Raw genomic sequence first — 12574 nt, 5'->3', positions numbered from 1 at the left:
GAGCACAATGGCCGCAATTTCCGGACTGATCCGCGTGATGGAGAAGGCCGCGCGCAAGGCGGGTGGCCGCCTGCGCCGCGACTTCGGCGAGATCGAACACCTGCAGGCGAGCCGCAAGGGTCCTGCCGACTTCGTGTCGAAAGCGGACCTCCGCGCCGAACGCACGATTTACGACGAGCTTCTCGCCGCGCGCCCCGACTGGGGTTTCGAGATGGAAGAGGCCGGGACGATCGAAGGTGCGGACGACGCCCCGCGCTGGATCGTCGACCCTCTCGACGGCACCAGCAATTTTTTGCACGGCATTCCGCATTTCGCCATCAGCATCGCGGTGCAGGAGCGAAAGCTCGGCAGCGACGACTGGGGCGATGTGACCGCCGCCGTGGTCTACAACCCGATCACCGACGAGACCTTCTGGGCCGAAAAGACCCGCGGCGCATGGCTGCACGATGCGCGCCTGCGCGTCTCCTCGCGCCGAAATCCGTCCGAAGCGCTTATTGCCACCGGCATCCCTTTCGCGGGCCATGGCGATTTTGCCGAATGGTCGAAGATCTTCAACGCCATCGGACCCAACGTGGCGGGCATCCGCCGCTTCGGCGCCGCCTCGCTCGACCTCGCCTGGCTGGCGGCCGGGCGCTATGACGGTTTCTGGGAGAGCGGCCTCAACGACTGGGATACCGCTGCCGGCTGCCTGATCGTGCGCGAGGCGGGCGGTTTCGTATCCGATTTTCGCGGCCGTTCGCAGCCGATCCATTCGAAGCAGGTGCTGGCCGCCAACGACCAGCTCCATTCGCGCTTGCACAAATTGCTGGCAAGTGCGTTGAAGGGATAGCGAAATAGCTCTCAATCCGTTCGTGCTGAGCTTGTCGAAGCACCGCTCTTCCCTTGAGAGCGACGGTCCAGAAGAAGTACGGCCCTTCGACAAGCTCAGGGCGAACGGATTTGAGATGCTTGCGCGTTTTGATGGCTTGTATCGTGGGGCCGCCCCCGCTAACTCCCGCGCTCCACATGGGCCTCCGTGGCGGAATTGGTAGACGCGCTCGACTCAAAATCGAGTTTCTTACGAAGTGCCGGTTCGAGTCCGGCCGGGGGTACCAGCCTTTGAAATAGTCGGGTTGCATGTAACCTTTCGCGCACCGCCGCGAAGGGAGCGCAAAGGCGCATCCAGCGCCCACGCTTTGCAAAGGACCGACCATGACCGACCGCCACCTGATCCGTGGGCTTGCCGCCCTGCTGCTGCTTACGGTTGCCAGCCAGATCTTCTACATCGCCATCGTCTCGGGCTCGGAAAACGAGATGCTGCGCCCGCTGACCTGGTTCACCGAGCTTTTCGCCTTTGCCATTTCCACCGTGTTGGCCCTGTCGCTGGCCGCGCGCCGGCCGAAGCAGGCCCCGATCTGGTCGACCATCGCGCTCGCGGGCACGCTCAACACGATACAGGTCGCCATGGGTCTCTCCATGTTCGGACCGGCGATGGAGGCGGGCGAGGCCGTGCCTCAGCTCTTCGCTGCCGTACTGGCCGGCGCCTTCTTCTTCTATTTTCTCGCGAAGTTCCTGCTTGGCGGAGCGGCGATCCTGCTCGGTGCGGGCGCGCTCAAGGCCGGGAGCGGCCTTGCCAAGCCGCTCGGAGGGCTTGCGGCGCTGGCGGGTGTGGGCGCGCTGGGCCTGTCGCTGCTGGCCATGATCGACGCCAAGACCTGGACCTTTGCCGCAGGCGGCGCAGGCACGGCGGTAACGGCGCTTCTCGCCGGCTTGCTTCTCGCGCAATCGGAGTGATTCCAAGCAAAAGCGCTTGATATTGTGCGGTAGGGATGGAATTCACCCTCCCGCATGATCGGGATGCCGTCCTACCACGCGATAGCCGCCATGGTCGTGACCGTGGCGATGTTCATCGCTTTTGCGCGCGGGCGCATGTCCATCGAGATCATCTCGTTGCTGACCATCGCCGTGATCGCGGTGGGGCTTTATTTCTTCCCGCTTGAAGGCCAGTCGCCGACCGACGGCCTCGCCATCGCCTTTGGCGGTTTCGGCCATTACGCGCTGATCACCATCTGCGCGCTGATGATCCTCGGTCGCGGGCTGATCGTCACCGGGGCTTTGGAGCCGGCGGCGCGGGTGCTGGAGCGGATTTTCAAGTTCAACCTCCAGATCGGCCTGCTGGTGTCGCTGATGCTGGCCTTCGTGTTGTCGATGTTCGTCAACAACACGCCGGTGCTGGTGCTGCTGATCCCGATTTTCGTGACGCTGGCCGCGCGCGGGGCCATGCCGGCATCGAAGACGCTGATGCCGCTCAACGCCGCCTCGCTGATCGGTGGTCTGGCGACAACCATCGGCACGTCCACAAATATCCTCGTGGTCTCCATCGCGGTCGATCTTGGCATGCCGATGATGAGCGTGTTCCATTACACCCCCATCGTGCTCGCCGCCGGGCTTGTGGCGCTGCCTTATCTCTGGCTGGTCATGCCCAAGATGCTCGACGACAACCGGATCGAGCAGACCCACGAGATGCGGCGTTTCTACACCCGTCTCCGCGTCACCGAGAACAGCCTGCTCAACGGGCGCGAACTGTCACAGATCGCCTCGCGCCTTCCGGCGGGAATCGAGTTTCATGACGTGAAGCCGGGCCTCTTCCGCCCCGGCCAGCGGATCAAGGTTTCGGGCACGCACGAGGCTATCGAGGAAGCCATTGCCGTCATGCGCGGCGAAGCGGCTCCGGGCTGGGTGCTCGAACGCATCAAGCGCAAGCACGACGAAAGCGGCGAGGATATCCAGGTCGTGGAAATGACCGTCACCGCCGACAGCCGCCTTACCAGCCGCACCCTGCCGACCTCGGGCATTGCCGACCTTTACGGGGTGGCGGTCGTCGGCATCCACCGGCCTGATACGCTGATCGGCCAGAAGGACGAGTTCAGCGATGTCGGCGACATCCGCATCCGCGAAGGCGACGTGCTGCTGGTCATGGGCCTGCCCGACGATCTGGAGGCTTTTGCAAGCGCCGACAGCCTGCTCCAGCTGGAAGGACGGCGCGAGCTTCCCCGTCGGTCCAAGGCCGTTCTGGCCGCCGCAATCATGGCGGGATCGGTAGCGGTCGCGTCCTTCGGTCTCGTGCCGATCGCCATTGCCGCGCTGGCGGGCGCGATCCTGATGTTCCTGACCGGCTGCGTGAAGTTCGATCGCGTGGGTCGGGCCTTGTCGGCGCAGGTCATCGTGCTGGTCGCTGCGAGTATCTCCATCGGACGCATTATCGATGAAAGCGGGGCAGCGGAATGGCTGGGGCAAGCGCTCTCCTACGGCCTCCAGTATCTCTCGCCCGCGCTGGTGCTGGCCGCGATCATGGTCTTCGTGACCTTCCTCACCAATTTCGCCTCCAACGCGACGGCGGCCACGGTGGGCACGCCCATCGCCTTCGCCATCGCCGCGCAGCTCGGCCTGCCACCCGAACCGCTGGTGCTGGCGGTGCTGTTCGGCTGCAACCTCTCTTACGCGACGCCCATCGCCTACCAGACGAACATGCTGATCATGGCCGAAGGATCGTATGATTTTGCCGATTACGTGAAGACCGGCGTGCCGCTGGTCGGGATCATGGTCACCGCGCTCTCGATCGGGCTGGTGCTGACCTACCAGCTTTAACGCGCTTTCCTAAAGCGGTGCGAAGTGCCAGTCTCGCCCGCGCCGACAAGACAAGCCGGCCCGGGGGCGGTTTTGCTCCCAGGACCGTGCTCCATGTGCTCCATCCTGGAGGGGAGACCCTGATGATGTCCTACTTGCGTCCTACACTCGCCATGACCGCCTGCGCGCTTGCGCTGGGCGCCCTGTCCTCGCCCGCACAGGCCAACGACCTGCGCGCGAGCCTCGAGGACGACATGCCAGACCTGATGGAGCTCTACCGCGATCTCCACGCCAATCCGGAACTCAGTTTCGAGGAGCACGAGACCGCCGCCAAGCTCGCCAAGCGGATGCGCGCGCTCGGCTTCGAGGTGACCGAAGGGGTGGGGCAGACGGGAGTCGTCTCGGTGATGAAGAACGGCGATGGCCCGGTGGTCATGCTGCGCGCCGACATGGACGGCCTGCCGGTGATCGAGCAGACCGGGCTGCCCTATGCGAGCACGGTCACGGCCACGCCCGCGAGCGGCGTGACGACAGGCGTCATGCACGCCTGCGGGCACGACACGCATATGGCGGGCTTCATTGGCGCGGCCCAGCTGCTTGCCGAACGCAAGGACGAATGGTCCGGTACGCTGGTGATGATCCTCCAGCCCGCCGAGGAGCTGGGGCTTGGCGCCATCGCGATGATCGAAGACGGACTCTACTCCCGCTTCCCCAAGCCCGAATATGTGCTCGCCTTTCACGATGCAGCCGCGCCGGCTCCGGCAGGCACGATCGGCTACACGCCTGGCTATGCACTCGCCAATGTCGACAGCGTGGACATCCATGTGAAAGGCATCGGCGGGCACGGTGCCTATCCGCACACCACGGTCGACCCGATCGTGCTGGGCAGCGCCATCGTGATGAAGCTGCAGACGGTGGTCAGCCGCAGCTCTTCGCCGCTCGATCCGGCAGTCATCACCGTAGGCAGCTTCCATGCAGGCGCTAAGCACAACATCATCTCTGACGAGGCGAAGCTGCAACTGACCGTACGCAGTTATTCGGACGAAAGCCGCCAGCTGCTGCTCGACGGCATCCGCCGCGTCGCGCGGGGCGAGGCGGTGACGGCAGGGCTGCCGGAAGAGCTGATGCCGGTGGTGACGGTGGAGGAGCCCTATACGCCCTCGACCTTCAACGATCCGGACTTCACCGAAGCGCGCGCTGCCGCGTTCCGCAGCCGCTTCGGCGAGCAGCGCGTGTTCGAGGCGCCTGCGGTCATGGGCGGCGAGGATTTCAGCCAGTTCCGCCGCGCCGACCCGGATAATGTCAAATCGATGATCTTCTGGATCAGCGGCACGCCCGCCGAAATGCTCACCGCGCTTAAGGAAGAGGGCAAGCCTCTGCCTTCGCTCCATTCGCCGTTCTGGGCGCCTGATGCCGAAGCGGTTGTGCGGACCGGGGCAGAAGCGTTGGCAAGTGCGGCGCTGGATTTGATGCCCGCCAACGGCGGATAAATTGACGGCTGCCGAAGTGTTGGGGCACTCCGGCAGCCGTTTCTCCTCCCCAGGAGAACTTGTGAACTAGGTTTAGCCGTCCGAGGGCACGTAGGTGCCGAGGCGGTGGTGCAGGGCATTGATCTTCGCCAGCTCCTCGCGGTCTTCCGTCTGGCGGGCGTAGCTCGTGAGAGCAGTGCGCAGCAGGCGGAAATCGGCGGTCGAGAACAGGGCGCGCGCGCGGCCGGGCTCGGTCTTCGGGGTGTCTTCGGTCATCGTAGTCATCCTTCCTCTCCTTACGCCGCAGCGAACTGGTTCATGGTGTTGTCCTTGCCGCCGGCCTTGAGAGCCGCTTCGCCGGCAAAGTATTCCTTGTGGTCATCGCCGATATCCGAACCGGCCATGTTCTGGTGCTTCACGCAGGCGATACCCTGGCGGATTTCCTCGCGCTGCACGTTCTTGACGTAGCCGAGCATGGCCTGTTCGCCGAAGTATTCGCGAGCGAGGTTGTCCGTGCTCAGCGCTGCCGTGTGGTAGGTCGGCAGGGTGATGAGGTGGTGGAAGATACCGGCGCGCTTTGCGGCATCGGCCTGGAAGGTGCGGATCTTCTCGTCGGCTTCGGCGGCAAGTTCGCTGCCGTCATAGTCGATGCTCATCAGCTTGGCGCGATCGTAACCGCTCACGTCCTTGCCTTCCTTCTCCCACGCATCGAAGATCTGCTGGCGGAAATTCAGCGTCCAGTTGAAGCTGGGCGAATTGTTGTAGACCAGCTTGGCGTTCGGGATCACTTCGCGGACGCGGTCCACCATCCCGGCGATCTGCTCGACATGCGGCTTCTCGGTCTCGATCCACAGCAGGTCGGCGCCGTTCTGGAGCGCGGTGATGCAGTCGAGCACACAACGGTCCTCACCGGTACCCGAACGGAACTGATAGAGGTTCGAGGGCAGGCGCTTAGGCGCCATCAGCTTGCCGTCGCGGCTGATGAAGACCTGGCCGTTCTTGATCTCGGCCGGATCGACTTCGTCGCAATCAAGGAATGCGTTGTACTGGTCGCCCAGATCGCCAGGCTCCTTCGAGAAGGCGATCTGCTTGGTCAGGCCAGCGCCGAGGCTGTCGGTGCGGGCGACGATGATGCCGTCGGGAACGCCCAGTTCGAGGAAGGCGTAGCGGATGGCGCGGATCTTCTGGAGGAAGTCCTCGTGCGGCACGGTGACCTTGCCGTCCTGGTGGCCGCACTGTTTTTCGTCCGACACCTGGTTTTCGATCTGCAGCGCGCAAGCACCGGCCTCGATCATCTTCTTGGCGAGAAGGTAGGTCGCCTCGGCGTTGCCGAAACCGGCGTCGATATCGGCGATGATCGGCACGACGTGCGTCTGGTGCTCGTCGATTTCGCGCAGCAGGCGGTGCGTGGCGACCGCGTCACCCTTTTCCTTCGCTTCGTCCAGCTCGCGGAACAGACCACCCAGTTCGCGGGCATCGGCCTGCTTGAGGAAGGTGTAGATCTCCTCGATCAGCGCCGGAACGCTGGTCTTCTCGTGCATCGACTGGTCGGGCAGCGGACCGAAGTCGCTGCGCAGCGCGGCGACCATCCAGCCCGAGAGGTAGAGGTAACGGCGCTTCGTGTTGCCGAAGTGCTTCTTGATCGAGATCATCTTCTGTTGGGCGATGAACCCGTGCCAGGTGCCGAGCGACTGGGTGTAGTTCGCCGGATCCTTGTCGTAGGCTTCCATGTCCTCGCGCATGATCTTCGCGGTGTTACGCGCGATGTCGAGGCCGGTGGGGAAGCGGTTCTGGACGGCCATGCGCGCGGCGCTGGCGGCGTCGATCGCTGCCCAGCTGTCGCCGTTCTGGGCGATGGTCTCGTTCATCTTCGCGATGTGGCTCTGGTAGGTCATGGCGTTGTCTCCTGTCCGGGGCGCCCTGCAATCTGGCGGGCTGTTGCAGTGACAATGCGCTTGGCGAGGGCGTTTGGGCAGTGAAATTTACAAAATATCTTGTCCAAACGCGCGAAATTGGCGTATCTCGGCTGTAATGTTGTAAAGGAATTTACAAATGGCCGACGATGTGGTGCGCGCCGGACCGGCTGTCCGACGGCTGCGCAAGCGCGAGAACCTGACGCAGGCGGCGATGGCCAGCCGGCTCTCGATCTCGCCCAGCTATCTCAACCTCATCGAGCGCAACCAGCGCCCCGTCAGCGCGCGTGTCATCATGGCGCTGGTCGAGCAATTCGATTTCGATCCGCGCAGCATCCGCGAAGACGAAGCCATCGGCGGGCTGGACGGCCTTGCCCGCCGCTTTGCCGATGAACGCTTTTCCGACCTCGCCATCGACCGGGAGGAGCTGGACGAATTTCTTTCCGCCTCTCCGCAAGTCGCCGCCGCCTTCGCACGGCTCTATGACAAGGCGGGGCCGGGCCAGGCCGCCGCCTACGACCCGCTCGACGCCTCGCGCCGCGAGATCGAACGCTGGCGCAACCATTTTGCCGATCTCGACCACGCGGCCGAAGAACTTGTCGACGAAATGCGCCTGTCGCGCGGCGATATCGGCCTTGCGCTGACCGAGCGGCTGCGTGAGCGCCACCAACTGTCGGTCCGCATCCTTCCGCGCGAGGTCTTGCAGGAAAGCCTGAGCCGGCTCGACCTTCACGCCCGCCAGGTGCAATTGTCCGAGATGCTCGGGCCCGCCTCGCGCAATTTCCAGCTTGCGCTCAAGATCGCGCAGCTTGAGATGCAGGAGGCGATCCAGGGCATCGCCCAAGGCGCCAAGTTCGAGGACGAGGCGGCGCGTGCGCTCTTCAAGCGGCATCTCGATGGCTATTTCGCAGCGGCCCTGCTGATGCCCTATGGCCGTTTCCTGCGCGCGTGCGACGCGACCGGGTACGACCTGCCCGTATTGGAACGGCGTTTCTCGGTGAGCTTCGAACAGCTCGCCCACCGCCTCACTACCTTGCAGAGAGTGGGCCAGCGCGGGCTGCCCTTCTTCATGGTCCGCGTCGACAGGGCGGGGCAATTTTCCAAGAGCTTCATGGGCGCGAGCACGGCGCGCTTTGCGGGCGAGGACGTCTCCTGCCCGCTGTGGGACGCGCACCGCGCCTTCGAGCGCGGCGGCGAGCTGGTCGTCCAATACGTCAGTCTTGAGGAGGCGGCCGAGGGGCAGGGCGGCTGGCTCACCATGATGCGCAGTGTGGAGGGCAGCGGCGCACCGGGCGAGGCGCGTTTTGTCGTCGCCATCGGAATCGAGGCGGTGCTGGCAAGCGATCTGGCGCAGGCGCGTGGCCTCTCGCTGCGTCCTGCCGATGCCCAGCCGATCGGGCCGGGCTGTGCGCTGTGTCACAGGGAAGGCTGTCCGCAACGCTCGCTCCCGCCACGCGGACGCCGCTTGCATTTCGACCGGATGCGCCGCGGAACCTCGCCTTTCGAGTTCGGGGAACGTTAGAGAAATACGCCGTTAACCCTCTTTATCCGGAACCGCCGGAGCCGATGCCGCGTTTTCGCCACATTCCGATATCCATTCGAGGATAGCTAACATGACCGAAGAACGTATCACCGAAACCACCGACACGGCGGGCAACACCCACACCACGCACACCGTCGTCACCGACAATGAACGCCGGTCGGGCGGCGGGACCTCCTGGGGCATCCTGATCTTGCTCGCCGTACTTGCCATCGGCGCTTTCGTAATCTTTTCGCAGATGAGCGATGCCGAAGTGGCGAAGGACAACGCCGTGGCCGGCGCGGCCAACGAAGTCGGCGAAGCGGCCGGCCAGGTCGGCGAAGCCGCGCAGAACGCCGGCGACGCCGTGCAGGACGCGGTCGAAAACTAAGTCCACGGCTTCACAAACCGATGTCAGGAATGGCGACGCTTCCCTTGGGGGAGGCGTCGCCTTCTTGGTTTACAGGCTGTAAAATTTACCGACAGTTCACCATTATGCCCTAACGCCCATGCCTTGGAACATCGGGTGTGGGTGAGTTTGCAATGGCCGGAAACGGGATGATCGGCGGGACGGGACGCTCCTGATGGAATGGGCCGGTTCGCTCTCCTACATCTTCTATTCGATCGGCGCGGTGGTCAGCGGCCTTGCGGCCCTGTGGATCGCCCGTAACGGCGCGAAGACCCGTTCCGATCTTTGGGCAGCGGTCATTGCCCTTGCGTTGACGGCTAACTGGTGCGTTGCCGCCGCCAGCTTTCATCCCGGCCAGATCATCGTCGGCCTGACCGAGGTCGCGGCCAACCTCGCGTGGATTTTCGTCCTGTTCCGCCTGTTCGGCAACGACGGGCGCGACGAGAGTATCCGGCTCGTGCGCCCTGCGGTGCTGGCCCTCGGCTTCGTCGAGCTGCTGCAATTCGCGCTGCTCGCATTGGCCCACAGTTCGGGAGGTGAGGGCGAGGTTGCCGCTCTGGCGATGCAAACTTCGGCCATCTTCCGCATGCTGGTGGCCGTCGGTGCGCTGGTCCTGCTGCACAACCTTTATGTCGGTGCCGCGCCATCCTCGCGGCGCATCCTGCGCTGGAACGCGGCCGCCATGGCGGGCCTGTGGGCCTTCTCGCTCAATTTCTACACCGTCGCCTATCTCGCCGAAGGCTATGTCGGCGCACTGGTTGCGGTGCGCGGGCTGGCCGTAGCGATTGTTGCCGTGCCTTTCGCCATCGGTTTCAACCGCGCCGCAGCGGGCCTCACCTTCAGCCCATCGCGCGCGGTCACCTTCCGCTTTCTCTCGCTGCTGGTAATCGGCGGCTATCTTGCGGCGATGCTGACGCTGGCCAACTGGCTGGACATCGTTGCGGGCAGCGGCGCGCGGCTGACCCAGGTCGGACTGGTGATTGCCGCAGGCGCGCTGGCGCTGATCTGGCTGCCCTCCGACCATTTGCGAGGCTGGCTGCGCGTAACGGCGATCAAGCACCTCTTCAAGCACCGCTATGATTACCGCAACGAGTGGATCCGCTTCACCCATACCATCGGGCGCTCCGGCCTCGACGAGGTCAGCCTGCAGGAGCGCGCGGTTAAGTCCATGGCCGACATCACCGACAGCCCCTCGGGCGCGCTGCTACTGGCGAATGAGGACGGCGATCTGGTGTACGGCGGCCATTGGCGCTGGCCGGACCTCGACGTGCCGCCGGATCCTGTGCCCTGCGAACTTGCGCAAATTTTCGAGCGCGAGGGCCTGATCCTCGCCTTCGACGAGGCGCGGTCCGGTATCGAGCATCAGGGCGAATTGCAGCACGTGCCCCAGTGGCTGCTGGATACTCCGCGCGCCTGGGCCGCCGTGCCGCTGCTGCACTACGACCGGCTCGTAGGGGTCATCGTGCTTGCCCGCCCATTGGTCGAGCGTCGCCTCGACTGGGAAGATTTCGACCTCCTCGGCATCGTAGGCCAGCAGCTGGCAAGCTATCTCGCCGAACAGGCCGGGCAGGAAGCGCTTTCGGAAGCGGCTCGCTTCGACGAATTCAACCGCCGGATGGCCTTCGTGATGCACGACATCAAGAACCTTTCCAGCCAGATGTCGCTGCTGCTGCGCAACGCGGAAAAGCACGCCGACAAGCCGGAATTCCGCAAGGACATGCTGGTGACGGTGCGCAACAGCGCGGACAAGCTCAACCAGATGCTCGCGCGGCTGGGCCGCTATGGCAAGGCCTCGCACGATACGCTCGAACCGTTCGATATGGCCGGCACGGTTCGCACCATCGTCGATCGGTTCGAACGCCATCACAAGGTCACGCTGGTGCGCAGCGAACCGATGCGGGTGAGCGGGCAGGTCGAGGCTCTCGAACAGGCGCTGGCGCATATCGTCCAGAACGCGATCGACGCCAGTGGCGAGGACAATCCCGTCATGCTCGAAGCCTATAGCGACGGGGTGTGCGGTGTGGTGCAAGTGATCGACAGCGGCAAGGGCATGAGCCCGGCTTTCCTGCGGCGCGGGTTGTTCAAGCCCTTCGTCTCCAGCAAGGAGGGCGGCTTCGGCATCGGCGCCTACGAAGCGCGCGAACTGATCCGCGCGATGGGCGGGCGGCTCGACGTCGAATCGCGCGAGGGCCTCGGCACGCGCTTCACGATCAGCCTGCCGCTCCACGCGGCGCAACAGATGATTTCGGGCAATGGTCCTCAACACAACACGGAGGTCGCATGAGCGCGACAGGCAAACCCAAGCTGCTGATCGTCGAGGACGACGAGGGCCTGCAGGCGCAGCTCAAGTGGGCGTACGAGGATTACGACGTGGTGATCGCGGGCAATCGCGACGCCGCGCTTGCGGCTCTTCGCAGCGAGGAGCCCGCTGTCGTCACGCTCGACCTCGGCCTGCCGCCCGACCCGGACGGCACGAGCGAGGGCTTTGCCGTGCTCGATGCGATCATGGCAATGAAGCCGGACACCAAGGTCATCGTCGCTTCGGGGCATGGCGCGCGTGAGAGCGCGCTGCAGGCGATCGAGCGCGGGGCTTACGACTTCTACCAGAAGCCGGTCGATATCGAGGAACTCGGCCTGATCGTGGGCCGCGCCTTCAAGCTCAGCCAGATCGAGGGCGAGAACCGCCGCCTGTCGGAGAAGGTGGGCGAGGACAAGACCGTGCTCGGTACGATGGTCACCGCCGCGCCCGAAATGGCCAAGGTCGCCCGCACGATCGAGCGCGTCGCGCCGACCAATGTCTCCGTGCTGCTGCTGGGGGCAAGCGGGACCGGCAAGGAACTGCTGGCCAAGGGGCTTCACGAGGCGAGCGACCGGCGTTCGGGCGCGTTCGTCGCGATCAATTGCGCCGCGATCCCGGAGAACCTGCTCGAAAGCGAGCTGTTCGGCCACGAAAAGGGCGCGTTCACCGGCGCGGTTAAGACGACCGAGGGCAAGATCGAGATGGCGCACGGCGGCACGCTGTTCCTCGACGAGGTCGGCGACATCCCGCTGCCGCTGCAGGTCAAACTGCTGCGCTTCCTGCAGGAACGCGTGATCGAACGCATCGGCGGACGCAAACCGATCCCTGTCGACACGCGGATCGTCTGCGCAACGCACCAGAACCTCGAAGGCATGATCGGCGAGGGCACCTTTCGCGAGGACCTGTTCTACCGCCTCGCCGAGGTGGTGGTGAAAATCCCTTCGCTCAGCGAGCGACCTGGCGACGGTGTGCTGCTGGCCAAGCATTTCCTCACGCGTTTCGCGGCCGAGATGAACCCGCAGGTCAAAGGCTTCGCACCCGACGCTCTGGCAGCCATCGACGGCTGGGGCTGGCCGGGCAATGTCCGCGAGCTCGAAAATCGCGTGAAGCGCGCGGTCATCATGGCGGATGGCAAGCTGGTGAGCGCCGAGGACCTCGATCTGGGCGAAGGCGGCGAGGAGGACGAGATGGCGCTCAACCTCAAACAGGCGCGCGAGGAAGCCGACCGGCGTATGATCCGGCAGGCGCTCGCGCGCAGCCAGGGCAATATCTCCATGACCGCCAAGCTGCTCGGCATCAGCCGCCCGACGCTGTACGACCTGCTCAAGCAATACGATTTGCAGCCGGGCTAGCGGGCAG

10 protein-coding genes and 1 tRNA gene are annotated in these 12574 nt (G+C 64.6%); 9 read left to right on the top strand and 2 right to left on the bottom strand.

Annotated elements, in window-relative coordinates:
• The first annotated feature begins 7 nt into the window (after positions 1-7).
• From K3148_RS00175 to K3148_RS00155, 5 genes are all read left to right on the top strand, one after another.
• Positions 8-829, top strand: coding sequence for an inositol monophosphatase family protein (locus tag K3148_RS00175; RefSeq protein WP_221425350.1), 822 nt, complete (start codon positions 8-10; stop codon positions 827-829).
• Positions 830-1009: 180 nt separating this feature from the next.
• A tRNA-Leu gene (locus tag K3148_RS00170) sits at positions 1010-1094 on the top strand.
• A 97-nt stretch (positions 1095-1191) separates the two neighbouring features.
• The gene (locus K3148_RS00165) at positions 1192-1773 is read left to right on the top strand and encodes a hypothetical protein (RefSeq protein ID WP_221425349.1); all 582 of its coding nucleotides are present in this window, start codon (positions 1192-1194) and stop codon (positions 1771-1773) included.
• Positions 1774-1827: 54 nt separating this feature from the next.
• Positions 1828-3627: an SLC13 family permease gene (locus K3148_RS00160; RefSeq protein WP_221425348.1), complete on the top strand. Its 1800-nt coding sequence runs from the start codon at positions 1828-1830 to the stop codon at positions 3625-3627.
• Positions 3628-3749: 122 nt separating this feature from the next.
• Positions 3750-5096, top strand: a complete 1347-nt coding sequence (locus K3148_RS00155; protein ID WP_425594643.1) for an amidohydrolase — start codon at positions 3750-3752, stop codon at positions 5094-5096.
• Positions 5097-5168: 72 nt separating this feature from the next.
• On the opposite strand, the gene K3148_RS00150 is transcribed toward K3148_RS00155, so the two are convergent.
• Both K3148_RS00150 and K3148_RS00145 read right to left on the bottom strand, forming a co-directional pair.
• A complete protein-coding gene (locus K3148_RS00150; RefSeq protein ID WP_006832439.1) occupies positions 5169-5351 on the bottom strand; it encodes a hypothetical protein in 183 nt (60 codons plus the stop codon).
• A gap of 20 nt (positions 5352-5371) precedes the next feature.
• A complete protein-coding gene (locus tag K3148_RS00145) occupies positions 5372-6970 on the bottom strand; it encodes an isocitrate lyase (RefSeq protein WP_221425347.1) in 1599 nt (532 codons plus the stop codon).
• A gap of 157 nt (positions 6971-7127) precedes the next feature.
• On the opposite strand from K3148_RS00145, the gene K3148_RS00140 reads away from it, so the two are divergent.
• The 4 genes from K3148_RS00140 (at position 7128) to prsR (ending at position 12567) form a co-directional block, all read left to right on the top strand.
• Complete coding sequence (locus tag K3148_RS00140; RefSeq protein WP_221425346.1) at positions 7128-8510, top strand: helix-turn-helix domain-containing protein; 1383 nt, start codon at positions 7128-7130, stop codon at positions 8508-8510.
• A gap of 91 nt (positions 8511-8601) precedes the next feature.
• A complete protein-coding gene (locus K3148_RS00135; protein ID WP_221425345.1) occupies positions 8602-8898 on the top strand; it encodes a hypothetical protein in 297 nt (98 codons plus the stop codon).
• A gap of 193 nt (positions 8899-9091) precedes the next feature.
• Positions 9092-11200, top strand: a complete 2109-nt coding sequence (gene prsK / locus K3148_RS00130) for an XrtA/PEP-CTERM system histidine kinase PrsK (protein ID WP_221425344.1) — start codon at positions 9092-9094, stop codon at positions 11198-11200.
• On the top strand, positions 11197-12567 hold the full coding sequence (gene prsR / locus K3148_RS00125; RefSeq protein WP_221425343.1) for a PEP-CTERM-box response regulator transcription factor: 1371 nt from the start codon (positions 11197-11199) through the stop codon (positions 12565-12567). The genes prsK and prsR overlap by 4 nt, the downstream gene beginning before the upstream one ends.
• Positions 12568-12574 lie beyond the last annotated feature (7 nt).

This window comes from Qipengyuania aurantiaca, assembly GCF_019711375.1.
GTDB lineage: Bacteria > Pseudomonadota > Alphaproteobacteria > Sphingomonadales > Sphingomonadaceae > Qipengyuania > Qipengyuania aurantiaca.
Note: the sequence above shows the minus strand (reverse complement) of the source record. Positions and strands in the feature narration are given on the sequence as shown.